The organism is Glycomyces mayteni (assembly GCF_042428885.1).
GTDB lineage: Bacteria > Actinomycetota > Actinomycetes > Mycobacteriales > Micromonosporaceae > Glycomyces > Glycomyces mayteni.
In genome coordinates this window covers 1-26,376 of the sequence record NZ_JBHMBP010000001.1, presented here as the reverse complement: position 1 = coordinate 26,376, position 26,376 = coordinate 1, and the positions used below count along the sequence as shown (strand labels likewise).

General features: G+C 72.4%; 19 protein-coding genes, 1 tRNA gene and 1 pseudogene. 11 read left to right on the top strand and 10 right to left on the bottom strand.

The genetic code is table 11. From position 1 onward, the window contains the following. The first annotated feature begins 40 nt into the window (after positions 1-40). Positions 41-1,741 carry a copper resistance CopC/CopD family protein gene (locus tag ACFFXY_RS00105; protein ID WP_382344762.1) on the top strand — a complete coding sequence of 567 codons (1,701 nt, stop codon included), beginning with the start codon at positions 41-43 and terminating at the stop codon, positions 1,739-1,741. A 36-nt stretch (positions 1,742-1,777) separates the two neighbouring features. Here ACFFXY_RS00105 and ACFFXY_RS00100 read toward each other — a convergent pair whose 3' ends face one another. Beyond that, positions 1,778-2,632 carry a TatD family hydrolase gene (locus tag ACFFXY_RS00100; RefSeq protein ID WP_382344761.1) on the bottom strand — a complete coding sequence of 285 codons (855 nt, stop codon included), beginning with the start codon at positions 2,630-2,632 and terminating at the stop codon, positions 1,778-1,780. 192 nt (positions 2,633-2,824) lie between these two features. On the opposite strand from ACFFXY_RS00100, the gene ACFFXY_RS00095 reads away from it, so the two are divergent. Further along, positions 2,825-3,934, top strand: coding sequence for a hypothetical protein (locus ACFFXY_RS00095; protein ID WP_382344760.1), 1,110 nt, complete (start codon positions 2,825-2,827; stop codon positions 3,932-3,934). Positions 3,935-3,995: 61 nt separating this feature from the next. On the opposite strand, the gene metG is transcribed toward ACFFXY_RS00095, so the two are convergent. After that, on the bottom strand, positions 3,996-5,786 hold the full coding sequence (gene metG / locus ACFFXY_RS00090) for a methionine--tRNA ligase (RefSeq protein ID WP_382344759.1): 1,791 nt from the start codon (positions 5,784-5,786) through the stop codon (positions 3,996-3,998). A 156-nt stretch (positions 5,787-5,942) separates the two neighbouring features. On the opposite strand from metG, the gene ACFFXY_RS00085 reads away from it, so the two are divergent. The 4 genes from ACFFXY_RS00085 to ACFFXY_RS00070 all read left to right on the top strand — a co-directional run bounded on the left by ACFFXY_RS00085 (position 5,943) and on the right by ACFFXY_RS00070 (position 10,796). Beyond that, complete coding sequence (locus ACFFXY_RS00085; protein ID WP_382344757.1) at positions 5,943-6,692, top strand: hypothetical protein; 750 nt, start codon at positions 5,943-5,945, stop codon at positions 6,690-6,692. A gap of 236 nt (positions 6,693-6,928) precedes the next feature. Further along, positions 6,929-9,073, top strand: a complete 2,145-nt coding sequence (locus ACFFXY_RS00080) for a transglycosylase domain-containing protein (protein WP_382344756.1) — start codon at positions 6,929-6,931, stop codon at positions 9,071-9,073. A 30-nt stretch (positions 9,074-9,103) separates the two neighbouring features. Then, positions 9,104-10,654: a dolichyl-phosphate-mannose--protein mannosyltransferase gene (locus ACFFXY_RS00075; RefSeq protein WP_382344754.1), complete on the top strand. Its 1,551-nt coding sequence runs from the start codon at positions 9,104-9,106 to the stop codon at positions 10,652-10,654. A gap of 66 nt (positions 10,655-10,720) precedes the next feature. After that, positions 10,721-10,796, top strand: a tRNA-Ala gene (locus ACFFXY_RS00070). 60 nt (positions 10,797-10,856) lie between these two features. On the opposite strand, the gene ACFFXY_RS00065 is transcribed toward ACFFXY_RS00070, so the two are convergent. Continuing rightward, entirely contained in the window at positions 10,857-11,417 is a 561-nt protein-coding gene (locus ACFFXY_RS00065) for a TetR/AcrR family transcriptional regulator (RefSeq protein WP_382344753.1), read from the bottom strand. Positions 11,418-11,509: 92 nt separating this feature from the next. On the opposite strand from ACFFXY_RS00065, the gene ACFFXY_RS00060 reads away from it, so the two are divergent. After that, the gene (locus tag ACFFXY_RS00060; RefSeq protein ID WP_382344752.1) at positions 11,510-12,352 is read left to right on the top strand and encodes an alpha/beta fold hydrolase; all 843 of its coding nucleotides are present in this window, start codon (positions 11,510-11,512) and stop codon (positions 12,350-12,352) included. Positions 12,353-12,487: 135 nt separating this feature from the next. Continuing rightward, entirely contained in the window at positions 12,488-14,695 is a 2,208-nt protein-coding gene (locus tag ACFFXY_RS00055) for a heavy metal translocating P-type ATPase (RefSeq protein WP_382344751.1), read from the top strand. A 20-nt stretch (positions 14,696-14,715) separates the two neighbouring features. On the opposite strand, the gene ACFFXY_RS00050 is transcribed toward ACFFXY_RS00055, so the two are convergent. The 4 genes from ACFFXY_RS00050 to ACFFXY_RS00035 all read right to left on the bottom strand — a co-directional run bounded on the left by ACFFXY_RS00050 (position 14,716) and on the right by ACFFXY_RS00035 (position 21,023). Then, positions 14,716-15,615: an alpha/beta fold hydrolase gene (locus ACFFXY_RS00050; RefSeq protein WP_382344750.1), complete on the bottom strand. Its 900-nt coding sequence runs from the start codon at positions 15,613-15,615 to the stop codon at positions 14,716-14,718. A gap of 133 nt (positions 15,616-15,748) precedes the next feature. Beyond that, on the bottom strand, positions 15,749-17,497 hold the full coding sequence (locus tag ACFFXY_RS00045; RefSeq protein ID WP_382344749.1) for an ABC transporter ATP-binding protein: 1,749 nt from the start codon (positions 17,495-17,497) through the stop codon (positions 15,749-15,751). Next, a complete protein-coding gene (locus ACFFXY_RS00040; protein WP_382344748.1) occupies positions 17,494-19,176 on the bottom strand; it encodes an ABC transporter transmembrane domain-containing protein in 1,683 nt (560 codons plus the stop codon). The genes ACFFXY_RS00045 and ACFFXY_RS00040 overlap by 4 nt, the downstream gene beginning before the upstream one ends. A 65-nt stretch (positions 19,177-19,241) precedes the next feature. Next, positions 19,242-21,023, bottom strand: coding sequence for a thioredoxin domain-containing protein (locus ACFFXY_RS00035; RefSeq protein ID WP_382344747.1), 1,782 nt, complete (start codon positions 21,021-21,023; stop codon positions 19,242-19,244). A 171-nt stretch (positions 21,024-21,194) separates the two neighbouring features. Between ACFFXY_RS00035 and ACFFXY_RS00030 the strand changes: the two are divergent. Next, a pseudogene (locus tag ACFFXY_RS00030) lies at positions 21,195-21,821 on the top strand (DUF998 domain-containing protein); the annotation flags it as partial. A 36-nt stretch (positions 21,822-21,857) separates the two neighbouring features. Here the strand turns inward: ACFFXY_RS00030 and ACFFXY_RS00025 are convergent. The 3 genes from ACFFXY_RS00025 to phoH2 form a co-directional block, all read right to left on the bottom strand. Next, the gene (locus tag ACFFXY_RS00025; protein ID WP_382344746.1) at positions 21,858-22,529 is read right to left on the bottom strand and encodes an aggregation-promoting factor C-terminal-like domain-containing protein; all 672 of its coding nucleotides are present in this window, start codon (positions 22,527-22,529) and stop codon (positions 21,858-21,860) included. Between the two features lie 84 nt (positions 22,530-22,613). Then, positions 22,614-23,297, bottom strand: coding sequence for an aggregation-promoting factor C-terminal-like domain-containing protein (locus tag ACFFXY_RS00020; RefSeq protein ID WP_382344745.1), 684 nt, complete (start codon positions 23,295-23,297; stop codon positions 22,614-22,616). A 69-nt stretch (positions 23,298-23,366) separates the two neighbouring features. Then, the gene (gene phoH2, locus ACFFXY_RS00015) at positions 23,367-24,671 is read right to left on the bottom strand and encodes an RNA 5'-3' helicase PhoH2 (RefSeq protein ID WP_382347306.1); all 1,305 of its coding nucleotides are present in this window, start codon (positions 24,669-24,671) and stop codon (positions 23,367-23,369) included. Positions 24,672-24,855: 184 nt separating this feature from the next. On the opposite strand from phoH2, the gene ACFFXY_RS00010 reads away from it, so the two are divergent. Both ACFFXY_RS00010 and ACFFXY_RS00005 read left to right on the top strand, forming a co-directional pair. After that, complete coding sequence (locus ACFFXY_RS00010; RefSeq protein ID WP_219926995.1) at positions 24,856-25,122, top strand: hypothetical protein; 267 nt, start codon at positions 24,856-24,858, stop codon at positions 25,120-25,122. Positions 25,123-25,135: 13 nt separating this feature from the next. Further along, positions 25,136-25,933, top strand: a complete 798-nt coding sequence (locus ACFFXY_RS00005) for a hypothetical protein (RefSeq protein WP_382344744.1) — start codon at positions 25,136-25,138, stop codon at positions 25,931-25,933. The last annotated feature ends 443 nt before the right edge of the window (positions 25,934-26,376 follow it).

Genomic DNA, 26,376 nt, shown 5'->3' with positions numbered 1-26,376 from the left:
CACTCGATTCACGAAGCGGATTCGAGTACGCTCAGCGGCGATGCACAGCCGTCTGACCACCCGACAACGTCCCCCCGCACGCGGCCGCCGCACCCCCTGGCACGGTGCGGCCGCCGCGCGGCGGCACGCCGCCCGCCTCGCCTGGTCGTCGCTCGCGGCGGTCCTCATCGGGGTCCTGTGGGCCTCGGCCGCATCGGCGCACGCCGCGGCCACGAAGACCACCCCCGTGTCCGGGGCGGTCCTGGACGAGGCCCCGAGCGAAGTCGTCGTCGAGTTCAACGAGCCAGTCACCCCCGTAGACGCGGGCACCGGCGTCGTGGCTCCCGATGGTGACCGAGCAGACACCGAAGTCGTCCGCAGCGAGGACGGCACCGAGATCACCATCAAGGTGGACGCCGACCAGCAGGGCACCTACCTGGTCGGATACCGCGTCGTCTCCGACGACGGCCACCCCGTCTCCGGCACCTTCACGTACGCCGTCGGCGCCGAGACCGAGGCCCCGGGCGCCGAAGCGCTCACCGCCGCCGGAACCGACCCGCTCGTCCAGGCGCTCCTGTACGGCAACCGCTGGTTCGGCTACGCGGCCTTGGCACTCGCGATCGGCGCCGGCATCCTCCTCGTCACCGGCGCGCGCCCCCGCGAGGCCGCCGCGAAGCTCGTGGCCCTCGGTCTCGCCGTCGTCGCCATGACCGCCGTCCTCGGCCTGCCCCTTCAGGCCGCCTACGAGACCGGCACCGGCGTCTCCGACCTCGACGCCGCCGGGCTCCAGTCGGTCATGCAGTCGAACATCGGCCTCTCCGCGCTCCTCAGGCTCCTGCTGGTGCTGCTCGCGCTGCCGCTCATGCGGTACGTCGTCACCGCCGAGGAGGAGCCGAGACGGCCCGTCACGCTGGGCCTGGCCGCCGTCGGCCTCGCCCTCGGCGCGACCTGGCCGCTGGCCGGGCACCCCATGGCCTCCGAGCCCGTCGTCGTCGCGTTCATCGCCGACTGGGTCCACCTGACGACCGCGCTCGCGTGGGGCGGCGGCGTGTTCGCGCTGCTGATCCTGGCGCTGCGCAAGGACACCGAGCTGCCCGACCGGACCGCCTCGACCTGGCTCGCGCTCGTGCCGTGGTTCATCGCGAACCTCATCGTCGCCGGGATCGCGTCCTCGCTGCTGCACATCGACTCGGTCGAGGCGCTCACGCAGACCCAGTACGGGAAGCTCGTGCTCCTCAAGTCCGGCATCCTCATCGTCACCGTCGCCGTCGGGCTCCTCACGCGGCGCGCGATGCTCCGCGGCCGTGAGGGCCGCGCCCGCCTGCGGGCCATGGCCGGGGTCGAGACCGTGTTCCTCGCGGTCGTCCTCGGGGCCGTCGCCGTGCTCGTGCAGGCCGTCCCCGCGAAGACCGCGCTCCTCGACGCCGAGACCTCCGAGTCGGCGTCCACCGAGACCGCGACGCTCGTGACGACCGAGGCGTTCACCGCGCAGGTCGTCCTCGAACCGGGCCGGCCCGGCGCGAACAGCGTCCGCATCCTCGCCGACGACCTCGAAGGCGTCGCGTTCGCGGCCGTCGAGTGGGAGGCCGTCTACGGCCTCGAAGGCGAAGCGCCCCAAGAGCTCCGGCTCATCGAACTGCGCACGGGCATCCTCGCGGGCGAGGTGAACCTCGGCGAGGCGGGCCGGTGGGTCGTCACGTTCACGCTCACGGACGCGGAGGGCACCACGGCGACCGCCACCGCCGAGATCGACGTCTCGTGACCCTATATCCTATTTCCTATAGGATATAGGGTTCGCCTACCAGGTGCCGAAGGCCGCTTCGGTGTTGCGCCACAGCCGTTCGCACCACGCTTCGAGGTCGCGCTCCAGGTATTCGGCGAGGAACCGGGCCGTGTAGTTCGTCAGCGCCGGGTGGTTCCGGTACCCGCGCACGGGGATCGGGGCCATGAACGGCGCGTCGGTCTCCACGAGCACGAGCTCGGCGGGGGCCGCGGACGCGGCGTCGCGCAGGTGCGGCGCGTTCTTGAACGTCACGTTCCCCGCGAAGCTCATGAAGAACCCGCGCCGCGCGCACTCCTTCGCGAACGCGGCGTCCCCCGAGAAGCAGTGCAGGACCACGCGGTCGGGCGCGCCCTCCTCGTCGAGGACCGACAGGACGTCCTCGTGGGCGTCGCGGTCGTGGATGACGAGGGCCTTCCCGCGGCGCTTCGCGATCTCGATGTGCGCCCTGAAGGACCGCTGCTGCGCGGCCCGCCCGGACTCGTCGGTGCGGAAGTAGTCGAGCCCGGTCTCCCCGAGGGCCGCGACGCGCGGCAGCGCCGCGAGCGCGTCGATCTCGGCCAGCGCCGCGTCGAGGTCGGCGAGCCGCGGCGCCTCGTTCGGGTGCAGCGCGGCGGCGGCGAGGACGCGCGGGTCCGCGGCGGCCGCGGCGGACCACTTCGAGGACGGCACGTCGGTGCCGACCTGCACGACCCGGGCGACCCCGGCGGCCTCGGCCTCGGCGAGGCGCGCGAGCACCTCGGGCGCGTCGGGAGCGGGCGCGGGGCGCTCCTCCTCGGACCCGAACACGTCGACGAGGTCGAGGTGGGTGTGGCTGTCGGCGACGGGGAACGGCAGCGGCTCGGGGAGCGGCGCGGGTTCGGTTCGGTACACGGGACAACCATGCCACGCCGCGCCCGCGAGCAGCCGCGTGTGGCGGCCGTAACATCTTCTTCATGTCGCGGACATGCGCGCCTGACAGGGTGCGCTTACGTTGGCGGGCAGTCGGTGCACCGACTGCGGATAGACCTATACGAATATCAGGCGACACCGCCGTCGCACCCGCGCAGACGAATCGAGCCGCACATGACCCGCGACCTCGCGTCCCGCCGCAACCGCGCCGCAGCGCTCCAGCAACGCCGCCCCGCCGTCCCGGCCGAACCGCAACTCCAGACCGCAACCGTCGAATGGCAGGGCGAGCGGTTCCCCGGCGCCCCCTTCGCCGACGGCGCCGCCTGGGAGCTGTTCTCGGCGCTCCCGCGCCCCGACTTCCTCCCGAACACCCGCGCCGACAGCGAGTACCCGTACCGGGCGTTCGCCCACGCCAGCGAGATCCTGCGCGACGGCGTGCCGGTGACCGTGGCCGACGAGCACGCCCTCATGGTGCCGCTCGCGCCGGGCATCGACCTCGCGTACGTGCGCCGCCTGACCCAGACCCCGCACCTGGAGCCCGCCGCGCGGGTCCTCCTCGACCGGGTCCGCCGCTCCGCGCCCCTGGCCCCCGGCGACCTGATGGAGCGGCCCGTGACGGCCGCGCAGATCGTGCGGCTCATGGAGACCGCGGCCGTGCCCGGCGGGTTCTGCTACCGCCGCAGGGACACCGCGCACCTGCGCACGCCCGCGTCCCGGGCGGTCCTGGGCGGGGAGTCCGAGCACGGCGAGCCGTGGGTGTACGCGCTGCGCTGGGCCGTGGCCGACCCCGCGGACTACCAGGACCCGGTCGCCCCCGACTACGAGGGGCTGACGGCGATGCCGTCGTCGGACCGGCGCGGGGCGCCCGTCCTCGGCACCGGGTTCGCGATCTCCTCCGCGCACCTGCTGCCCGAGCACGTCACCGCGGACCTCACCGACCTGCCGCTGCCGGAGGGGGCCTCGATCCTGGGCTACGACGAGTCCGGGACGGAGGCGGAGCTGTTCCGGTACGCGGGCCAGCACTGGACGCCGGTCCACGCGGTCGCCCCGATCGCGGGCGTCGCGGCCGGGCGCGCGCACCAGGTGCGGCGCGTGCTGCGCGAGACCGCGCGGGCCGTGTGGAACGGCATCCCGGGGTCGCTGGTCGACGCGGACGAGGAGTGGGCCCGGTTCCGGCTCTCGCGCCCCAGCCCCGACGTGCTCTCGCGCACCGGCGCCGAGGCGGTGCGCCGCGGCGTCTACGAGAAGTGGGTCAGCCGCGCCGAACTCGCCCCCGCGGTCTGAAGCAGGCTCGAACGCGCAGCGGCCCCCGGCATCGCGCCGGGGGCCGCTGCGTCTGCGCGGCTTAGGAGTTGAGGCGCTCGATCTCCTCGTCGACGATCGACGGGTCGAGCTTCGCGAACACCGGGACCGGCTTGTCCAGGGGCGTCCCGGGCGCCAGCGGCACCGACTCCCACTTCGGGACGTCGGCGTAGTCGCCGGTGAGCACCGGGTACGGGCCGTCGGTGGCGCCGCCCTCGTCGAGGTCGGCGACCTCCTCGATGCGCGGCATCGGCGCGAACACGCCGGTGCCGCCGAGGAGCTCGTGGACCTTCTGCGAGGAGTGCGGCAGGAACGGGCTCATCTGGGTCTTCAGGTCCGAGACGGCCTGGAGGACCGTGTAGAGGACCGTGCCCTGGCGCTTGGGGTCCTCCTTCATCTTCCACGGCGCGGTGTCGGCGAGGTACTTGTTCGCGGCGGCGACGGTCTTCATGGCCTCGCCGATCGCGGCGCGGACCTTGTTCTGGCCGATGAGGTCGCCGACGGCGTCGAAGGACGCGGCGGTGGCCGCGAGGAGCTCCCGGTCGATCTCCTCCAGCTCGCCGGGCTCGGGGACGGCCCCGAAGTTCTTGGCGGCCATGGCGACCGACCGGTTCACCAGGTTGCCCCAGCCCGCGACGAGCTCGTCGTTGTTGCGGCGCAGGAACTCCGCCCAGGTGAAGTCCGAGTCCTGGTTCTCCGGGCCGGCCGCGCAGATGTAGTACCGCAGCGCGTCGGGGGAGTACCGCTCCAGGAAGTCGCGCACGTAGATGACGACGCGGCGCGAGGACGAGAACTGCTTGCCCTCCATCGTGAGGAACTCCGAGGACACGACCTCGGTCGGCAGGTTCAGCTTCCCGAGCGCGCCCGGCTCGCCGCCCCCGCTCCCCTCGCCGTTGGCGCCGAGGAGCATCGCGGGCCAGATCTCGGAGTGGAAGACGATGTTGTCCTTGCCCATGAAGTAGTACGAGACCGCCTCGGGGTCCTGCCACCACTTCTTCCAGGCCTCGGGGTCGCCGGAGCGCCGCGCCCACTCGATCGTGGCGGACAGGTACCCGATGACCGCGTCGAACCACACGTACAGGCGCTTGTCCTTGCGCTCGACCCACCCGTCGAGGGGGATCGGCACGCCCCAGTCGAGGTCGCGGGAGATCGGGCGCGGCTGGAGGTCGTCGAGGAGGTTCTTGGTGAACCGCACGACGTTCGTGCGCCAGCCGGTGCGCGTGTCGAGCCACGCGTTGAGCGCGTCGGCGAACGCCGGGAGGTCGAGGAAGAAGTGGTCCTCCTCCACGAACTTCGGGGTCTCGCCGTTGATCCGCGACTTCGGGTCGATGAGGTCGATCGGGTCGAGCTGGCGCCCGCAGTTGTCGCACTGGTCGCCGCGCGCGGAGTCGAACCCGCAGTGCGGGCACGTGCCCTCGATGTAGCGGTCGGGGAGCGTGCGGCCCGTGGACGGGCTGATCGCGCCGAGCGTCTTCTTCTGGAGGATGTAGCCGTTGCCGTAGAGCGTGGAGAACAGCTCCTGCACGGTCTTGTAGTGGTTGCCGGTCGTGGTGCGCGTGAACAGGTCGTACGAGAGGCCCAGGGCGTCCAGGTCCTCGACGATGATCCGGTTGTACTTCGCGGCGGCCTCCGCGGGCTTGAGGCCCTCCGAGTCGGCCTGCACCAGGATCGGGGTGCCGTGCTCGTCGGTCCCGGAGACCATGAGCACGTCGTGACCGCGCATGCGCATGTAGCGGGCGAAGACGTCGGCGGGGACCCCGAATCCCGCTACATGTCCGATGTGCCGGGGGCCGTTGGCGTAAGGCCAGGCCAGCGCGGTCAGTACGTGAGTCATGGGCCCCATGGTATCCGTCCTGACATCTGGAACCGGCACCCTCCGACCGCGTCGACTGCCAGCTCACGGCCGATCAGCGCTGCGTATCCGGACGCCGACACACTATCCCTGCGCGATTGCGCCCGGCTTCGGCGATTCGGTGATGCAATAACCGGTATGTCTGGAACACACCGCGCGGCCGACCAGCCCCAGTCCGCCGGCGCCGATCACCCCGTGCCCGAGGTCCCGGCCGCCTACGGGGCGGTCGAGCACGCTGAGCCGATCGGGCCCGTCGACTGGGACCCCGCCGAGGAGGCCCCCCGCCCCGTCTCGCAGCGCAGCCCGCTCGGCTCCCAGGCCGACGGCATGGCCGCGATCCGCGCCGTGTGGGAACGCGCCGCCGAGACCGACCGCCGCCGCCCCGCCCGCCCCGGCCGGCCCCAGCGCCGCCGCGAGCCCAAGCGCCTCGGGCCCGCGCTCCTGGGCGTCCTGGTGTGCGCGTGCCTGCTCATGTTCTTCGCGTGGGCCGCCGCGCCCGCGCTGTGGATGAGCATCGGCCACGCCGACCAGGGCACCGTGACCGTGACCTCCTGCCAGGACGGGTTCGCGCCCTCCTGCAACGGGCGCTTCGCGGCCGACGGCTGGTCGAAGGACCTCGCGCTCACCGGCGAGGTGTCCGCCGCCGACGTCGGCACGGACCTGCCCGCGCGCTCCACCGGCCCCGACGCGCACAGCGCCTACGTCGGCGGGACCGGCGGGCTCCTGCTCCGCTGGGCGCCCGCGCTGGTGCTGTTCATGGTCGTGGCCATGGCGATGGTCCCGGTCTCGGGCGCGACGCGCCTGTACGAGGGCCGCTCGGGCGCGATCGGCCTGTGCTGGGTGTTCGCCGGGGCCGTGCTCGCCGCCGCGCTCGCGTTCGCCTGGTGAGGAGCCGCACCGCCGGTCCGTCCCCGTCCCGTAGCAGCCGGTGCACGATCGGGGCGGGCGGCGCGCCCGCGGCCGCGCCGGGCTGTAATCGCCCCCACCAGTGCCGGACTGCGTCAGAGACGCCCCCCTGGCGCGTCGTACAGTTGGGGCGCCCCCGGAACTCCGCCTGATCGGCGCTTCGCCGCGCCCAACTGAAATGACCGTTCCTTCCCCGTGTCGGGGCTTTGGGAGACAGCGTGAGTGATTCTTCGTCGAAACCGGTGGCGCAGACCTGGTTCGGACCCATCACCGCCGTGCAGCGCCGCGCCATGTTCGCGCTCGTGCCGGTGGCCGTGGCGTTCGGCCTCGTCGTGGGACTGGCGTTCCTGCCGGTGACCAGCGGCATCGGCGGGCTCGCCAAGGTCGGCTCGGAGGCCGTCCTGGACCTCCCCGACGAGCTGGTCCTGCCCCCGGCGCCGGAGTCCTCGACGCTGTACGCCTCGGACGGGACGACCGTGATCGCCACGTTCGGCGACCAGTACCGGGTGCAGCTGGAGTACGACCAGATCCCCGAATCGGTCATCCAGGCGCTCGTCGCCACCGAGGACTCGAACTTCTTCGAGCACAACGGGGTCGACCCCGAGGGCGTCATGCGCGCCCTGGTCACGAACATCGCCGACGGCGGCACCTCCGAGGGCGCCTCGACGATCACCATGCAGTACGTGCGCCAGGTGCTCTCCTACACTGCTACCACCCCCGACGAGGTCGCCTCGGCCAGCGAGGTCACCATCGACCGCAAGGTCAAGGAGATGGGGTACGCGCTCGCCCTCGAAGAGGAGATGTCCAAGGAGGACATCCTCACGAACTACCTGAACACCGTGTACTTCGGCAACGGCGCGTACGGCATCGGCGCGGCCGCCCAGGTCTACTACGGGAAGGTCCCCGCCGACCTCACCGTCGCCGAGTCGGCGATGCTGGTGGGGCTCATCCAGTCCCCGAGCGTCTACGACCCGATCAACGGCTCCTCGGAGGCGGCGCTGGCGCGGCGCAACCACGTCGTCAACCGCATGGTCGCCGTCGACTACCTCACCTCCGACGAGGGCAAGACCGCGAAGGAGGAGGCGCTCAACCTCAACCCGCAGGAGGCGAACAACACCTCCGGCGGCGCGATCGACTCCGACTACGGCTTCTTCGTCGACTACTTCGAGAAGTGGTGGGAGCAGCAGGAGGACTTCGGGGAGTCCGAGGAGGTCCGCAAGGCCCGCCTGTACCGCGGCGGCTACGAGATCACCTCGACGCTCAACCTGGAGCTCCAGGACGCCTCGCAGGAGGCGATCGAGGACCAGCTCAAGACCGGGTCGGAGTACGCGCTCGGGTCCGTCGTGGTCGAGCCGGGGACCGGCGCGATCGAGGTCATGGCCGTCAACCGCAACTACTCCAACGACGTGTCGGACAACGGCCCGAACACCGCGAACGACGAGTACAAGGGCTCCTACCCGAACACCACGAACCCGCTGCTCAGCGGGAACGCGGACGTGAACGGGTACCAGGCGGGGTCCTCGTTCAAGATGTTCACGATGCTCGCGGCGCTCGAAGCGGGCATGCCGCTGGACACCACGATCTACTCGCCGTACCAGTACACGTCGAAGTACGTGGTCGGCGACGGCGAGGCCGCGTGCGGGAACTACTGGTGCCCGAAGAACGCGTCCGCCTCCGAGGTCGGGGACTACAACATGTGGACCGGGTTCGGGGAGTCGGTGAACACGTACTTCGTGCAGCTCGCCGAGCGCGTCGGCGTCGACAACGCGATCGACGTGGCCGAGCGCCTCGGCATCAAGTTCCGCAACCAGCAGGACCTCGGGCACGTCGAGAACAACCCGGAGTCGTTCGGGCCGTTCGTCCTCGGCGTCACCCAGACCACGCCGCTCGACATGGCCGCCGCGTACGCGGCGCTGCCCGCCGACGGCGTCTACTGCAAGCCCACGCCCGTGACGTCGGCGCTCACCAACTCCGGCGGGCTCATCCCGTTCGCGAGCGAGTGCGACCAGGCCATCAGCGTCGAGGTCGCGCGCGCCGCCGTGGACGCGGCCCGCTGCCCGACCGGGTACGGCGCGGCCGAGGGCTCCTGCACGTGGGGCACCGCCGAGCAGGTCGGCGCGGCCGTCGACGGGCCCGTCGCGGGCAAGACCGGCACCACCGACTCCAACTCCACCAACTGGTTCGTGGGGTTCACGCCGAACGCCGCCGCGGCCGCGTTCGTCGCCGACCCCGACAGCCCGCAGAACTACGTGGGCCACGGGAACCTCGGCAAACCCGCCAACGCGGTCGCCGACATCCTGGCGGCCCAATGGGAGATCAACGGCGAAGGGGACTTCACGCCTCCGAGCGAGCTGGTGCACTGACGGTGAACTCCAGGCCCTAAACTCGGGCCGGTGAGCGCCACCGCAGTCCGGCCCGAGCAGCCGCCAGCCGCCTGGCGGCCGACCCCGCTCCCCGGCCCCCTCCCCGCCGTCCGGGCGCGCTTCGCCGCCGCCGTCCCGGACGACCGCCGCCGCGCCCTCTGGGTGACCCTCGCGGTCACCGGGATCGCCGCGGTCCTGCGCCTGATCGGCCTGAACCACCCCAAGGGCCTGATCTTCGACGAGGTCTACTACGCGCAGGACGCGCACACGATGCTCTCGCACGGCGTCGAATGGGACCCGGGCGCGACCGGCTCGGCGTACGTCGCGCACCCGCCGTTCGGCAAGTGGCTCATCAGCCTCGGCGAGATCGCCTTCGGCTACGACGAGGTCGGCTGGCGCATCGCCGCGGCCGCCGCCGGGATCGCCGGCGTCGCGATCCTCATCCGCCTCATGCGCCGCCTCACCGGCTCCACGCTCCTGGGCGGCACCGCCGGGCTCCTCCTCGCCGTCGAGGGCTCCCACTTCGTGCTCTCGCGGACCTCGCTCCTCGACATCTTCATCGCCACGCTCATCCTCGCGGCCTTCTACTGCCTCGTCCGCGACCGCGACTGGCGCCGCGCGGGCTGGCTCGCCGCGATCGACGGCGGCCTCGACGCGCGCCGCCGCCGCCCGCGGCTCGGCGCCCCGTGGTGGCGCATCGCCTCGGCGGTCCTCCTCGGGCTCTCCATGGCCACCAAGTGGTCCGCGCTGTGGTACATCATCGCCGCGATCGTCCTCTACGTGATCTGGGACTGGCGCCTGCGCGCCGACGCGGGCGCCCGCAAGCCCTTCCGCGACACCGTCATCTACGAGTTCGGCCAGAACCTGTGGTTCGGGCTCCTCGCGATCGGCGTGTACGTCCTGTCGTGGACCGGCTGGTTCCTCAACGACACCGGCTCCTACCGCCACTGGCTCCTCGAACAGGGCCGCTCCGAGCCTCCCGTGCTCGGCGCGCTCGTCAACTGGTGGGAGTACCACCTGAGCGTCCTCAAGTTCCACGAGGGCCTCTCCTCGGAGCACGCGTACCAGTCGTGGCCGTGGCAGTGGCTGTTCGACCTGCGGCCCGTCGTCTTCTACTGGAGCTCCGACGTCAACTGCGGCGCCGGCGACTGCGCCTCGGAGGTCCTCCTCCTCGGCACGCCGCTGCTGTGGTGGGCCTTCGTGCCCGCGACCCTCGCGCTCCTGGTCTGGGCGATCGCGCGCCGCGACTGGCGGGCCTGGTTCCTGCTCACCGGCATCGGCGCGGGCATCATCCCGTGGTTCTTCTACCCTGAGCGGACGATGTTCTTCTTCTACACCGCCCCCGCCGTCCCCTTCTTCATCGGCGCCGTCACCTGGTCCCTCGGCCTCATCATCGGCCGCCACCGCCGCGGCGAGCTCTCCCTCGCCTCCCCCGAGCGCCGCCTCACCGGCGCGCTCATCGCCGGTGCCTTCGTCGCCGTCGTCGTCCTCTGCTTCGCCTACTTCTGGCCCATCTACACCGGCGAGGCCCTCCCCCGCGACGAATGGCAGGCCCGCATGTGGCTCGACTCCTGGATCTGACGAGACCCGCCCCACACAACGCCCCTGCACCCCTCTCCCGCAGCCGTGCTAATCTTGTCGCCGCAAGGGGCTTTGGCGCAGTTGGTAGCGCGTCTCGTTCGCAATGAGAAGGTCAGGGGTTCGAATCCCCTAAGCTCCACCATAGGGAAGAGGGACCATCAGGTTGATGGTCCCTCTTTTTGTTGTGCCGCAGGGGTTTCGGTCAGTCGAGGGCTGCGGCGAGGAGGGTTTGGGCTGCTGCTCGGGCCTGGGTGGCGGGGGTTGGGGATTTTGTTATTGCGGCGGTGGTCTGGGCCCCTTCGGCGAGGATGACGAGTTGGGGGGCGAGGGAGGCGGGGGCGCCGGCTTCGTGGACGAGGCGGGCCATGTATGCGCCGAAGTGCTCCTTCTGCTGGCGGACGGTGCGCTGGACGTCCTCGGCGCCGCCGCTCAGCTCGCCGTAGAAGTTGATGAAGGCGCAGCCGCGGAAGTCGGGTTCGCGGAACCAGGCGTCGAGGAAGTCGAAGACGGCGAGGATCTTCTCGCGGGCGGTCGGGGCGCGGTCGGCGCTGGCGGCGATGCCGGCGTCCCAGACCTCGCGGCGGCGCTCCAGGACGGCCACGACGAGGTCGTCCTTGGAGGGGAAGAGGCGGTAGATGCGCTTGAGGGAGACGCCGGCGGCGGTGCGGACGGCGTCCATCCCGACGGCCTGCACGCCTCGGGCGTAGAAGAGCCGGTCGGCGGCGTCGACCACCTGTGCCCGGGCCGCGGTGTCGTCGATCATATGGGAACCCCTTGCGATGAGAACGATCGTTCTCTAGAGTAGTCCGCATCAGCGGAGAACGACCGTTCTCTATCGGGAAAAGGATGAAGACCATGGGCACCGTCACCGTCGGCACCGAGAACAGCACCCCGATCGAGCTCTACTACGAGGACCAGGGCTCCGGGCAGCCCGTCGTCCTCATCCACGGCTACCCGCTCGACGGGCACAGCTGGGAGCGCCAGACCCGCGAGCTGCTCGCCGCCGGGTACCGCGTCATCACCTACGACCGCCGCGGGTTCGGGCAGTCGAGCAAGGTCGGCGCCGGCTACGACTACGACACCTTCGCCGCGGACCTGGACGCCGTCCTCACCGAGCTGGACCTGCGCGAGGTCATCCTCGTCGGCTTCTCCATGGGCACCGGCGAACTCGCCCGCTACGTGAAGAACCACGGCCACGAGCGCGTCGCGAAGCTCGCCTTCCTCGCCTCGCTGGAGCCGTTCCTCGTCAAGCGCGACGACAACCCCGAGGGCGTCCCGCAGGAGGTCTTCGACGGCATCGCCGCGGCCGCCCGCGGCGACCGCTACGCCTGGTTCACCCAGTTCTACAAGGACTTCTACAACCTCGACGAGAACCTGGGCTCGCGCATCAGCCAGGAGGCCGTCACCGCCAACTGGAACACCGCCACCGGCTCGGCCCCGGTCGCCGCCTACGCGGTCGTCTCCTCCTGGATCGAGGACTTCCGCGCCGATGTGGAGGCCGTCCGCGCCGCCGCCAAGCCGACCCTGATCCTCCACGGCACCAAGGACAACATCCTGCCGATCGACGCCACCGGCCGCCGCTTCCACCAGGCCGTGCCCGAAGCCGAGTACGTCGAGGTCGAAGGGGCCCCGCACGGTCTGCTGTGGACCCACGCCGAGGAAGTGAACGGAGCGCTCCTGACGTTCGTCCGCTCCTAGGGGAGGCAGGGGGACGCCGCGGCCAAGGCCGGGGCGTCCCCCTGAGTCGTCCCAGTCGCCTCACTGGGTTGCATCTATACCCCCAGGGGGTATAGAGTCGGGCGACTGCTGAACGAGACGGAAGGGGGTCCTCCAGTGAGCGGGGGCCACGACCACGCACATGGCGAGCACGCCGGGCACCAAGCGGGGCAACACCACGAGGGGCACGATGCGCACCGCGCCGAGCCGCAGGAGGGGCACGATGCGCACGCGGCGCACGACGCCCACGCGGACCACGGCGCGCACGCCGCCCACGGCGGCCATGACGCGCACAGCGGCCACGGGGGCCACGGCGGCCACGACAAGCACGCCGGGCACGACCCGGAGGCGTTCAGGCGGAAGTTCTGGCTGAGCCTGGCGCTGACGGTGCCGCTGGTGGCGACCAGCCACATGGTGATGGGCTGGTTCGGATACACACTGGACTTCCCGGGGATCGAGCTGGTCGGGCCCGTGCTCGGGACGGCCCTGTTCTTCTACGGCGGCTGGCCGTTCCTCGTCGGCGGCGTCCGGGAGATCCGCGACCGCGTGCCCGGGATGATGCTGCTCATCGCCACTGCGATCTCCGTTGCCTATATCGCCTCTCTTGCAACCAGTCTCGGCTTCTTCGACCTGGAGTTCTGGTGGGAGCTCGGGGCGCTGGTGACGATCATGCTGCTGGGCCACTGGCAGGAGATGAAGGCCATCGGCCAGGCGCAGGGGGCCTTGGCGGCGCTCGCGGCGCTGCTCCCGGACGAAGCCGAGCGCGTCGCCGAGGACGGCACGGTCGAGACCGTCCCGGCCGCGGCCCTTCGCCTCGGCGACGTCGTGCTGGTGCGCTCCGGGGCCCGCGTGCCCGCCGACGGGGAGGTCGTCGACGGCGAGGCCGAGATGGACGAGTCGATGATCACCGGCGAGTCGCGGCCCGTGCCGCGCGGCCCCCGGGACCGGGTGGTCGCGGGCACGGTCGCGACCGACTCCGCGGTGCGCGTGCGCATCGAGGCCGTCGGCGACGACACCGCCCTCGCGGGCATCCAGCGCCTCGTCTCGCAGGCCCAGGAGTCCCGCGGCCGCGGCCAGGTCCTCGCCGACCGGTTCGCCGCGCTCCTGTTCTACATCGCCATGGGCGCCGGGATCGCGACGTTCGCGGTCTGGTCGCTCCTCGGCGACGTCAACGCCGCCGTGGTCCGCACCGTCACCGTCCTCGTCATCGCCTGCCCCCACGCCCTCGGTCTGGCGATCCCGCTGGTCATCGCGATCACCACGGCCGTCTCCGCGAAGGCCGGCATCCTCGTGAAGGACCGCCTCGCGATCGAGCGCATGCGCACCGTGGACGCCGTCCTGTTCGACAAGACCGGGACGCTCACCAAGGGGGAGCACACCGTCGCGGGCGTCAGCGGCGCCGAAGGGACCGACGCGGACACGGTGCTGCACCTCGCGGCGGCCGTCGAGTCCGACTCGGAGCACCCGCTCGCCCGCGCCATCGTCGCCCACCACGGGCACGAGCACGGCGAGGGCACGAGGGCCACCGACTTCCGCTCGCGCACCGGCAGAGGCGTCGAAGCCACTGTGGACGGCAAGCGGTTCGCGGTCGGCGGGCCCGCGCTCCTGCGGGAGCTGGAGCTCGCCGCCCCGGAGGAACTGGCCGGGGACGTCGGCACGTGGTCGGGCCGCGGCGCCACCGTCCTCTACCTCGTCGCCCTCGGCAGTGCCGCTGACGACGGCGAACCGAAGATCCTCGGCGCCATCGCCCTCGAAGACGAGGTCCGGCCCGAAGCGAAGCAGGCCATCGCTGACCTGCGAGCCCAAGGCGTGCAGAAGATCGCGATGATCACCGGCGACGCCCGCGCCGTCGCCGAGGCGGTCGCCGCCGACCTCGGGTTCACCGACGCCGACGAGGTCTTCGCCGAAGTGCTCCCGGCCGACAAGGACCAGGCCGTCGCCGAGCTCCAGGCCCGGGGTCTGCGCGTGGCGATGGTCGGCGACGGCGTCAACGACGCGCCCGCGCTGGCGCGCGCGGACGTGGGGATCGCGATCGGGGCGGGCACCGACGTGGCGATCGAGTCCGCCGGGGTGGTCCTGGCGTCCTCGGACCCGCGCGGCGTCGGCGGGGTGCGGCGCCTCTCGAAGGCCAGCTACCGCAAGATGATCGAGAACCTCGGGTGGGCCGCGGGGTACAACATCGCGGCGATCCCGCTCGCCGCGGGCGTGCTCGCGGGCGTTGGGGTCACCCTGAGCCCCGCGGTCGGCGCGGTCCTCATGTCGGCCTCCACGATCGTGGTCGCCCTGAACGCGCAGCTCCTGCGGCGCGTCAAGCTCACCGCGTAGGCGGTGCGGGTCCCGGTGCGCTAGGCGTGCACCGGGACCCGGCGCAGGTCCTCCACCACCGTGGCGTACGGCAGCTCCGTGAAGTCCTCCCCGGAGAAGTACCGGGTCATGAGGTCCACGAGCTGCGCGGGCCGCTCCAGGTGGATGAGGTGGTCGGCGCGGGCGATCTCCACGTACCAGGACTCCGGGCAGGTGAACGCGAGGTCGCGGCACAGCGCGGGCGGCGTCAGGTTGTCGTGCTCGCCGGTGGTGAACAGGATCGGCGCGGCGGGCGGCACGGACGGGTCGATGAGCTGGCGCGAGAGCAGCCGGTGCGTGTTCGCGATGAACTTCGCGAGGTCCGCCTCGTCGGCGGAGCCGAAGCGCATCGACATGATCCGGCGGACCACGGCCTTCCCGATGATGTCCGGCTCGGGGCTCATGAGCGCCTCGATCGCGGCCGGGCCGAACCGCTCGCGCGGGCCCGACTCGGCCAGGGCCACCGCGGCGCGCATCATCGGCCGCGACTCCGGGGGGATGCCGCCCATCGTCCCGGCCAGGACCATCCGGCCGATCCGCTCGGGGTGGGTCTGCGCCATCCGGTACCCCACCGAGGACCCGTAGGAGCCCGCGAACACGTTGACCCGCTCGATCCCCAGGTCGTCGAGGAGCCGGACCAGGGACTCGACCGGGACGTCCGGTCCGAGGTACGGCGGCAGGAGGTCCGCCTCGCCCCACCCGGGCAGGTCCGGGCAGAGCACGTCGGCGGACGCGAGCATCCCCTGCTCGACGCGGCCCCAGTCCTCCTTGCGGTGCAGCGCGCCGCCGATGAGCACCACCGGTTCCAGGACCGGCGCCTCCGCGCACGTCATGCGCGACCAGTACGTGTACCCGGCCCAGCGGTGCTTGCGGACGTGCGGGGGGAAAGTGGTGCGCGGCATGGGATCTCCCGTATCGAGGTGCGCGGCGCCGGAGCGCCGCGGGTACGGGAGACCACCTTAGTGTCGTAAATGCGAATTACTGGTATTTTGTGGCGCGGCTACGCGTATGTCCTTCGATCAGGGGAATCAGATCTCAGGCCGCGACGCCCTTCCACGCCGTCCACAGCGCCGCGTACACCCCGCCCGCCGCGAGCAGCTCCGCGTGCGTGCCCTCCTCGGCGATCCGCCCCTCCTGCACGACCGCGATCCGGTCGGCGGACTCGGCGGCCTGGAGCTGGTGCGCGATCGCGATCACGGTGCGCCCGTGCAGGGCCGCCGCCAGCGACGCCTCCACGTTCCCGGCGCTGCCCGGGTCGATCCCGGCCGTCGCCTCGTCCAGGATCACCACGTCGGGGTCGGCGAGGATGACGCGCGCCAGCGCGAGCTGCTGCGCCTCGGCGAGGTTCAGGCCGTGGTGCTCGTCGCCGAGCATCGTGTCCAGGCCCTCGGGCAGGTCGGCGACCCACCGGGCGTCGACGGTGGCGAGCGCGTCGAGCAGCGCCGCGTCCCCGGCCTCGGGGGCCGCGAGGTTCAGGTTCTCGCGCAGCGTGGCGGTGAACACGTAGTGCTCCTGGGTCACCAGGATGACCTTGCGGCGCACCGTCTCCAGCGGCACGTCGGCGACCGGCACGCCCCCGAGGGTCACCGATCCCGAACGGGGCCTGTCGATCCCGGCGACCAGGCGCGCGATCGTGGACTTCCCGGCCCCCGAGGGGCCGACGACCACGAGCCGCTCGCCCCGCTTGGGGTGCAGGCTGAGGCGGTGGAGCACGTCGGGGCCGTCGCCGTACCCGAACGTCACGTCGTCGAGGCGGACCTCCGCGCCGTCCGGTTGGGCGTCGCGCACCTCGTCGGGCATGAGGTGGACGCCCTCGACGCGGGCCATCGCGGCCCCGCCCATCTGGAACTCGCTGAGCGCCATGGTCGTGCGGAACACCGGCCCGTCCAGGCGCAGCGTCAGCATCGCGACGGCCACGACCTGCCCGACGGTGACCCACCCTTCGAGGTACCACAGGGAGCCCACGACGGTGACGAACACGGCCGGGAGCAGGAACGTCAGGTCCACGGACGGGAAGAACCAGGTCTGGAGGCGGATGATCCCGCGCAGGCGGTCCATGTGGGTCGCGGCGCGCGCGTACCCGGCGTCGCCGCGCTCGGTCTGCATCCGGTACGCCGCCACGGTCTGCGCCCCGGCGGCGGACGCGGTGAGGGTCTCGGCGATCTCGCTCATCGCGGCCCGCTCGGACAGGAACACCGGGCTCGCCAGGCGCAGGTACCGGCGGGCGGTGAGGATCAGCGTCGGCACGCCCACCAGGAACAGGACCCCGAGCAGGGGGCTGACGACGAACGCGGCGGCGATGAGCACGACCGCCTCGATCGAGGACACCGCGACCTCGGGGCCGGTCTTGCGCAGCAGCTCCGCGACCGCGCCCACGTCCCCGGAGGTGCGGGTCGCGAGGTCGCCGGTCCCGGCGCGCTCCACCGTGCCCAGCGGCAGGCGCAGCACCCGGTCGATGAACGACTCGCGCAGCCGCGCCGCGGCCCGCTCGCCGAGCCGGTACCCGAGCTTGCGGCCGGTGCGCATCAGGATGAGCTGCACGAGGACGAGCGCGACGATCACCCCGCACACCAGGTCCACGCGCGAGGCGGTCCAGCCGCCGCCGATGCCGTCGATGACCTCGCCGAGCATCACCGGCAGGGCCGCGCCCGCGCCCGCGGCGGCCGCGTAGAGGGCCACGACCCCGGCGAACGCGGCCTTGTCGTCCAGGACGAGCCGCTTGATCGCCTGGAACATGGCGGCGCGGTCGGCGACGGGCAGGCGGCCCGCGGTCTGGTCGCTCATCGGGACTCCTGCCGGGAGGTGAGGGAACGGTACTCGGCGTGCTTCGACAGGTCCGCGTGCGAGCCGGCGGCCCGCACCTTCCCGTCGACCATCCACACGACGGTGTCGGCGCGCGCCAGCCACAGCGGCGACGCCGTCACCACCGCGGTGGTGCGGCCTTTGCGGGCCGCGCCGACGCGGGAGGCGATGAGGTTCTCGGTGTGGGCGTCCACGGCGCTCGTCGGCTCGACGGCGAGGAGCACTTCGGCGTCGGCGGCGAGGGCCCGGGCGAGGCGCAGGCGCTGGCGCTGGCCGCCGGAGAGGTTGCGGCCGCCGTTGGTGACCTCGCCGGCGAGGTCGGAGCCGAGGCTGGAGTGGACGTCGGCGGCGCAGGCGGCCTCGATGGCGGCGAGGGCCTTCGGCTCGTCGACGCGGAGGGTCTCGCCGAGGGACTGGGCGAACAGGTAGTCGTCGCGCAGGAGGAGGACGCGTTCGCGGACCTCGTCGAGGGCGAGGGCGTCGAGCCGGGTGCCGCCCCATTCGGCGCCGGACTCGCGGTAGCGGGCGAGGCGCTCGACGGCGGCCTCGGCGGGTTTGGCCTCGGCGGAGACGACGACGGTGAGGCGTCCGGGCTCGACTTCGAGCGCGGACTCGGGGTCGCGGAGGGCGCCGCGGGCGCCGCGGCCCTCGCCGGTGTCGTCGATGTCGTTGCGGGTCCCGAAGAACGCGGTGAGGCGGCGGGAGGCGACCTGGGCGGCGATGACGGCCTGCGCCATGCCGATCATCGCGCCGGAGTGCTGGGCGACGAGGGCGGTCATGCCGAACGCGGCCGAGAGTTCGCCGACGCTGATGGTCCCGGCGATGGCGAGGCGCGCGGCGACCCAGGTGATGGCGGCCATGAGCGCGAGGGGGAGGCTGGTGCGCAGGCCCTGGACCCACGAGTCGGCGCGGGCGACGCCGTACCCGGCGTCGCGCAGGTCCGCGGAGGCGGCCCGGTAGCGGCGCGAGAACTGGTCCTCGCCGCCGACGCCGCGCAGGACCCGCAGGCCCCCGACGACGTCGGAGGCCTGCCCGGTGAGGGTGGCGACGGAGGCGCGGTAGGCGATCTGGTGGTGCTGGAGGCGGCCGAGGACGGGGCCGACGACGAACCCGATGAACAGGACGCCGCCGAGGATGACGCCGCCGAGCGCGGGCGCGATGTTCCACAGCAGGCCGGTGCCGACGCCGAGCATGACCACGCCCATCCACCCGAACCCGAGCTGGAAGATGAACGAGCCGGTCTTGTGGGCGTCCTCGGTGGACAGGTTGACCATCTCGCCGGGGGAGACCGCGCCGCGCACGCCCGTGCCGGCCCGGTTCAGGTGGTCGGTGAGGTTGCGGACGGTGCGCACGCGCGCGTGCGACTCGGCCAGGAACAGGGCCCGGTACCCGGCGATGAACACCCACGACGAGGCGACCGCGACGACCACGAGCACGATCGTCCACCGCAGCAGCGGCGCGGTGGACCCGGCCGCGATGACCTCGTCGATGACCTTCGCGATCGCCCACGGCAGGAGCACCCACGCCGTCCCCGAGATGCTCAGGCCGATGAACCCCAGCGCGACCAGGCCCGTGTGGGACCGGGCCACGAACAGCAGGTAGCGCCACGGGTCGGCGGGGATCTCGGACGGCGGGGGAGGGCGCAGCGGGCTCGGCTTCACAACTCTCAAACGTAAGTGCCGTGCTTGCCGCCCGGCAAGCCGATATCCCCGGGCGGCCCGGTGATTCAGGACTCCCCGTCGGCCCGCTGGACGCGCACCAGGGCCTCGGCGGCCGCGTGCAGGCCCGCGGTGAACCGCGGGTTGCCCGACATGACCGGCTCGGCCCGCGCGACCGCCCGCCACGCGTCGTCCTTGTACGACGCGTCGCCGGTGGCCGCGTACGCCTCCAGCAGCGCCGCCGCCGCGAGCGCCCAGCCCGAGGCCGTCGGCCCGTCGTGGACGTCCGCAGGCCGCGTCACCAGCGCCTCCGCATCCGAGGCGGTGTCGTAGAACCCGCCGAGGCCGTCGCCGAAGTGGGCGCGCACCTGCTCCAGCAGCGCCAGCGCCCGCGCCGTCCACTCACCTCCCAGACGCAGGAACCCCAGCGCCACGGCCGCGTAGTCCTCCAGGATGCCCGGCGCCTCCGACACTTCGCCCCCCAGCGAGGCCCGCGCGAGCCGCCCGTCCGCGCCGAGGTGCCGCTCCGCGAGGAACGCCGCGGCCCGCTCCGCCGCCACCAGCGAGTCGCGGTGGCCCGTGCGCGAGGAGTACTCCGCGAGCGCCGCGACGGCCATGCCGTTCCACGCCGCCACGACCTTGTCGTCGCGCCCCGGCTGCGGGCGCTCCCGCCGGGCCGCGAGCAGCCGGTGCCGCACCGCCGCGAACCGCGCCCCGTCCACCGGGTCCTCCGGCAGCTCCAGGACGCTCGCGCCGTGCTCGAAGTTCGGGCTCCCCGGCTCGACCCCGAACGCGCCCATGGCGAACGCCGCGTCCTCCCCGAGGACCGCCTCCAGCTCCGCGGCCGTCCACACGTACGTCAGCCCCTCGACGCCCTCGGTGTCGGCGTCGAACGCCGCCGCGAACGCCCCCTCCGGCGTCGAGAACCGCTCCAGCAGGAACGCCGCCGTCTCGTCGGCGACCCGCGCGAACAGCTCGCCCTCCCCGGAGAGCCGCGCGTACAGCCACAACAGCTCCGCGTTGTCGTACAGCATCTTCTCGAAATGCGGCACCGTCCAGGCCGCGTCCACGCTGTAGCGCGCGAACCCGCCCTCAAGCTGGTCGTAGATCCCGCCCCGCGCCATCCGCTCCGCCGTCAGCTTCACGTGGTCGAGCAGCGGCGCGTCCCCGGTCCGCACGTACGCGTCGAGGAGGAACCGGAGCGAGGGCACCCCCGGGAACTTCGGCGCCGACCCGAACCCGCCGTTCACCGCGTCCGCCGACGCCAGGATCACCTCCGCCGCCCGGTCGAGCATCGACTCCCGCACCGGCGGCGCCGGCGGGCACGGCCCGTCCAGCGGGCACGCCACCGTCACGTCCGCGAACGCCGGGCCGCCCGCCGCCGCGGCCTCCACGATCGCCGCGCCCTGGTGCCGCAGCTCCTCCCGCTGCCCCGACCACGCGTCGTGCACCGCGTCCAGCAGCCGCAGGAAATGCGCCTTCGGGAAGTACGTGCCCGCGAAGAACGGCGTCCCGTCAGGGAACGCGAACACCGTCATCGGCCACCCGCCCTGCCCCGTGATCGCCATCGTCGCCTGCATGTACACCGCGTCCAGGTCCGGACGCTCCTCCCGGTCCACCTTCACCGGCACGAACCGGTCGTTCACCGCCGCCGCCACCGTCCGGTCCTCGAACGACTCGTGCGCCATCACATGGCACCAGTGGCACGTCGAGTACCCGATCGAGATCAGCAGCGGCACGTCCCGCGCCGCCGCGTCCGCGAGGGCCGCGGGCCCCCACTGGCGCCACGCCACCGGGTTCCCGGCGTGCTGGCGAAGGTACGGGGACAGCGCTCCGGCCAACTCGTTCATCACGCAAGCCTCGCACACCCCCCGCCGCGCGGGACGCCACCGGGCGGGAGCAAGCGGCGGAGGACGGCCCGCGGTAGGGCAGGCGCTACCAGAGGCCGGGTGCTGGCGGGGGGAGCGATTCGGGTGTCCGCGTCACTGATTCCGAGGCCCAAAACAAAGAGGCTATTACACATGGTTTCTTTTGCCCCCGCAGCGAACCGGACCGCGACAGCGACGGTCCCCAGTGGATTCATCGGCGTCGGGAACGCGTCCCTCGCGGCCGGCCTGGTCGCCATGGTCGTCCTCCACGCCACCTCGGGACTCAACCCGCTCTACAAGGTCATCAGCATCCACCTGTACACCCCGCTCGGCTGGCTCCTGCCCGTCGCGCTCGGCCTCTTCTCCCTCGGCGCCTCCGCGTTCGCCCTCCAGGCCCGCCAGACCGGCGCCCCCAAATGGCTCTCCTGGTCCCTCTTCGCCTGGGCCGCCGCCATCGCGATCGTCGCCGTCGTCCCCTCCGACCGCGACGGCGTCACCGAGTTCACCACCCACCACCTGGTGCACCGCTACGCCGCGTTCGTCGCCTTCTGCATCATGGCCGTCCTCGGCATCGCCTTCGGGCGCTGGCTGCGGCGCACCGAACCCGGACGCGCCAAGCGCGCGAACCTCGTCATCGGCTGCGCCTGGTTCTCCGTCGCCGCCCTCTCGTTCACGTCCCTGCCGTACGTCCTCGAATGGTTCTCCATGCCCCGGCCGCACTGGCTGGAGATGGCCGGCCTCCTCCAGCGCCTCACCATCGCCTCGGGCATCGTCGCCCTCGTCGTCATCGGCGGCTACCTCAAGACCTGCACCGGGTCAGTAGAAGCCCTCGGCCTCGGAGTACGCCCAGGCGTCGCACGGGGTCCCGTACTTCCCCTCGATGTAGCCCAGACCCCAGAGGATCTGCGTGACGGGGTTCGTCGCCCAGTCGTCCCCTTCGCTGACCATCTTGGAACCGGGGTAGGCCTGGGGGATGCCGTAGGCGCCGATCGAGTTCTCGGCGAGTTCGTTCCAGCCCGACTCCTTGCTCCAGAGCAGCTCCAGGCACGCGAACTGGTCCAGGCCGTACCCGCGTTCGAGCGTGATCGCGCAGCCCGTGGCCCGGTTCCCCGAGTACTCGCCGCAGCTCGACGGGACCTCGACTGACGTCGGGTTGTTGTTCATCGCGGCCTCCTCAGCGGCCTGGTCGGCGTCCACCTGGGCGTCGTCCAGGCCCCGCGCCTTGTCCGAGGCGTACTCCGCGACCGCCGCGGCCTTGACGGCGACGTCGGCCCCGGCGGTCGCGGCGATGTAGTTCATGTGGTGCGAGCGCGCCTCGTCGAACGCGGCCTCCGCGTCCGCCTGGTTCTGGGCCGCCGCGTTGCTCGGATGGTTCGCGTCCTCGTCCGCGGGCCGGTCGGTCGCGGCGAGCACCGCGATGACGGCCCCGAGGGCCAGCACGAGGACCGCCGCGATCCGGGCGGCGTGGCGGGTCAGCTTCGGGATCAACAGGGGGCTCCTGGGGGAGAGGAGAGGAAAAAGGGGGAGTGCGGAACGGGGCGGGCGCCTGAGCGCCCGCCCCGTTCACTGCGGCTAGTACCAGCCGACGTCTTCTGAGTGGGCCCACGCGCCGCACGGGTTCCCGTAGCGGCCCTCGATGTAGCCCAGGCCCCACTTGATCTGGGTGACCGGGTTGGTCTCCCAGTCGGAGCCGGCGCTGGCCATCTTGTCGCCGGGCAGCGCCTGCGGGATGCCGTACGCGCCGATGCCGTTGGCGGCGTACTCGTTCCAGCCGGACTCGCGGTCCCACAGGGCCACGAGGCAGCCGACCTGCTCCAGGTCGTGGCCGTTCTCCAGCGCCATCGCGCAGCCGGTGGCCTTGTTCCCGGAGTAGTCCGAGCAGCTTCCCGGGATGTCGACGGACGTCGGGTTCGCGTTGGCCTCGGCCTCCGCCTCGGCCTCCGCTTCGGCCTGGTCGGCGTCCTCCTGGGCGCTGTCGAGGCTCGCGGCCCGGTCGGCGGCGAAGTCGGCGAGGGCGTCGGCCTTCACCGCGACGTCCGCGCCGGCGGTCTCGTCGATGTAGTTGACGTGCAGGTAGCGGACTTCCTCGTATGCGGCCTCGGCCTCGGCCTGCTGCTCGGCGGCGGCCTGGCTGGGGTGCTGGGCGTCCTGCTCCGACGGGTCGTCGGTCACGGCGTTGACGGCTATGACGGCCCCGAGTGCGAGGACGAGCACGGCGGCCAGACGGGCGCCGTAGCGGGTCAGCAGTGGGATCATGCGCTCTACTCCTGTGTCCCGGGCGTCTGTCCACAGACGCCCGGGACACAGCATGCCAGAGCTTTCCCGTCAGCCTTCCAGCAGGTTGGTGACCATCTCCGCGATCTCAGAACGCTCACTGCGCGTAAGCGTCACGTGCGCGAACAGTGGGTGGCCCTTGAGCACGTCGATGACGCTCGCGACGCCGTCGAAACGGCCCACCCGCAGGTTGTCGCGCTGCGCCACGTCGTGCGTGAGGACCACTTTGGAGCCCTGCCCGATGCGAGAGAGCACCGTCAGCAGCACCCCGCGTTCGAGCGACTGCGCCTCGTCGACGATGACGAACGCGTCGTGGAGGCTGCGGCCCCTGATGTGCGTCAGCGGCAGCACTTCGAGCAGGCCGCGCTCGACGACCTCGGAGATCACGTTGTCGTTCGTGACCGCCCCGAGCGTGTCGAACACCGCCTGGCCCCACGGGCTCATCTTCTCGTTCTCGGACCCGGGCAGGTAGCCGAGCTGCTGGCCGCCCACCGCGTACAGCGGGCGGAACACGATGACCTTCTTGAAGACCTCGCGTTCGAGGACCTGCTCCAGCCCCGCGGCCAGGGCCATCGCGGACTTGCCCGTGCCGGCCTTGCCGCCGAGCGAGACGATCCCGATGTCCGGGTCCAGCAGCAGGTCGATGGCGACGCGCTGCTCCGCGGACCGGCCGTGGACGCCGAAGGCCTCGCGGCCGCGCACCAGGCGGATCTGCTTGTCGACGGTGACCCGGCCCAGCGCCTTCGAGCTGGTGCCGTTGAGCACCAGGCCCGTGTGGCACGGCAGCTCCACATCGTGCGGGAGGTCCACGTCGGCGCCGTCGAACAGCGCGTCCACGACCTCGTCGGACACCGCGAGCTCGGCCATCCCCGACCAGGTCGGGTCGACGGCCTGCCCGTGCCGGTACTCCTCGGTGGGGATGCCGACCGCGGAGGCCTTCACCCGCAGCGGCATGTCCTTGGTGACCAGCACCGCGTCGGCGCCTTCGAGCCCGAGGGCCCTGGTGACGGCGATGATGCGGGAGTCGTTCGTGTCCAAGGCGAACCCCGCCGGAAGGCCGGAGGTGTCGACGTGGTTGAGCTCGACCCGGATGGAACCGCCATGGTCCCCGATCGCGATCGGCTCGTCGAGACGGCCGTGCTTGACGCGCAGTTCGTCGAGGCGCCGCAGGCACTCCCGGGCGAACCAGCCCAGCTCCGGATGGTGGCGTTTGGCTTCCAGCTCGCTGACTACGACGAGCGGGATGACCACGTGGTGTTCGTCGAACCGTGAGAACGCTCCTGGGTCTGACAGCAGAACCGAAGTGTCGAGGACGTAAGTGCGTTGCACTGGCACGGTCGCCTCCCGGGTGTCGATGTGTAGGGGAACCTGGCCCCGTTGGTAATCACACTGTAGTTGGGAGGTACGTCACTGCGCCACCCAAAAATGCATCGAAAGCAACACTGGTTGTCACTGGACAGTCGGGAATCCGACAAACCAGACACGCCGGGTTGCGACATCATCACGGAAAGTCGGCGGAATCTCCGCGAGAATAAGCGTCGTGTCCACCGTGAGCGTCGCCGAACTCAAGTCCGCCATCGCCGCCGCCCTCCAGCAGGTCCGCGACGGCCAGGCGGCCATCACCGCCGCCAGCCAGAACATCGAGGCGGCCCAGGGCGGCCTGACCGCGGTCACCGCCGGGTCCGGCCACGACTCCGTCGCCACCGCCCAGGCCGCGCTCGCGCAGGCCGCGGCGGAGCTGGAGCAGTCCCTGGCCGCGACCTTCGCCGCCGCCGAGCAGGCCGAGGCGTACGCCGCGACCCTCTAGAACGGAGACCCCTGTGGACGTCGCCGCCCTCGCCGGGAGCCTCAGAGCCCTCGCCGCCGACCTCCCGCTGCCCGCGCTCGACACCGCCGACCACTGCTTCGAGGCCGCGCAGACCGAGCTCACCGAGGCCTCGCGCGAGTCCAACGCCGAAGTGGGCCTCCACAAGATCGGCGCCGCGCGCGAGCGCCTCGGCGCGGCCCGCACCCGCCTCGGCGAGGCCGCCGAGGCCCTCGACGACTACCTCGCCGCGATCGGCGCGGGCGGCGCCGTCCCGACCCAGGCCGCGGGGCCGGACCGTCCCGGGCCGTCCGCGGCGCCGGCCCCGGTGGACCCGCGCCGGTGGTGGACCGACCGCGTCAACGACCTGTGCGACCGCGACGGCGAGGCCGTCCCGGAGAAAGTCCCGCCGACGCGCCTGTTCAACGAGCTGCTCAAGGCCGCGGGCGAGGGGAACGCCGACGCGTACTGCAAGCGCCTGCGCGACGCGGGCCCCGAGACCGGCGTGAAGCTCCCGGGCCTGGCGTGGCCGCTGGTGCGCAGCCTCGCCGCGGAGCACCTGGGCCGCAACCCGAACGCGAGCGACGTCCCGGGCCTGCGCGACAAGTGCCTCGCGAAGGTCCGCGCCCTGGTGCCGAAGGCGGAGCCGGTGCACGTGGCCGAGGCGCTCGCCTCGGCGTGCACGCTCGGCGTCGGCACGGGCGACGACGCGGCGCGGACCGCCGCGATCGGGCCGGTGCTCGTCGCCGCGATGCACCGCCTGCCGCGGCAGCCCCCCAGCGATGAGCGCAGCACGACAGACCGGAGGGCCTGACCATGAGCAGTTGGCGCAGACGACTGGTGGCGGCCATGGGCGACGAGCTCGGCCGCGCCCGCGGCGAGGCGCGGCTCCTCGCCGAGCGCACCGCCGAGCGGGCCGAGTCCGAGCGCGGCCGCGCCGAGCGGGTCATCGGCGACGCCACGCGCAAGCAGACCCAGCTGCGGCACATCCACGAGAAGATGACCGCGACCCTCCAGGCGCGCAAGGCCGCCGCCGTCGAAGGCGGCCACCGCGGCGCCCTCGACGCCGCCGCCGTGGCCGCGCCCGCGGGGGCCGGGGGGGGGGGGGGCGGGGGGGGGGGGGGGGGGGGGGTGGGGGGGGGGGGGGGGGGGGGGGGGGGGCCCCCCGGAAGGACTCGAATCAGAGGAGCTCGATTCGCTGGCGGCGATGCGGCCGACGCGCAGCAGCGGCGCCGCCCCGCGGGTCAGCCCCGACTC

Excerpts from the sequence above, each read along its gene's own strand:
- ACFFXY_RS00035 (WP_382344747.1), bottom strand. The coding sequence starts at position 21,023 with ATGAACGAGTTGGCCGGAGCGCTGTCCCCGTACCTTCGCCAGCACGCC.
- ACFFXY_RS00045 (WP_382344749.1), bottom strand. The coding sequence starts at position 17,497 with ATGAGCGACCAGACCGCGGGCCGCCTGCCCGTCGCCGACCGCGCCGCC.
- ACFFXY_RS00060 (WP_382344752.1), top strand. The coding sequence starts at position 11,510 with ATGGGCACCGTCACCGTCGGCACCGAGAACAGCACCCCGATCGAGCTC.
- ACFFXY_RS00050 (WP_382344750.1), bottom strand. The coding sequence starts at position 15,615 with ATGCCGCGCACCACTTTCCCCCCGCACGTCCGCAAGCACCGCTGGGCC.
- ACFFXY_RS00020 (WP_382344745.1), bottom strand. The coding sequence starts at position 23,297 with ATGATCCCACTGCTGACCCGCTACGGCGCCCGTCTGGCCGCCGTGCTC.
- ACFFXY_RS00105 (WP_382344762.1), top strand. The coding sequence starts at position 41 with ATGCACAGCCGTCTGACCACCCGACAACGTCCCCCCGCACGCGGCCGC.
- ACFFXY_RS00065 (WP_382344753.1), bottom strand. The coding sequence starts at position 11,417 with ATGATCGACGACACCGCGGCCCGGGCACAGGTGGTCGACGCCGCCGAC.
- ACFFXY_RS00085 (WP_382344757.1), top strand. The coding sequence starts at position 5,943 with ATGTCTGGAACACACCGCGCGGCCGACCAGCCCCAGTCCGCCGGCGCC.
- ACFFXY_RS00095 (WP_382344760.1), top strand. The coding sequence starts at position 2,825 with ATGACCCGCGACCTCGCGTCCCGCCGCAACCGCGCCGCAGCGCTCCAG.
- metG (WP_382344759.1), bottom strand. The coding sequence starts at position 5,786 with ATGACTCACGTACTGACCGCGCTGGCCTGGCCTTACGCCAACGGCCCC.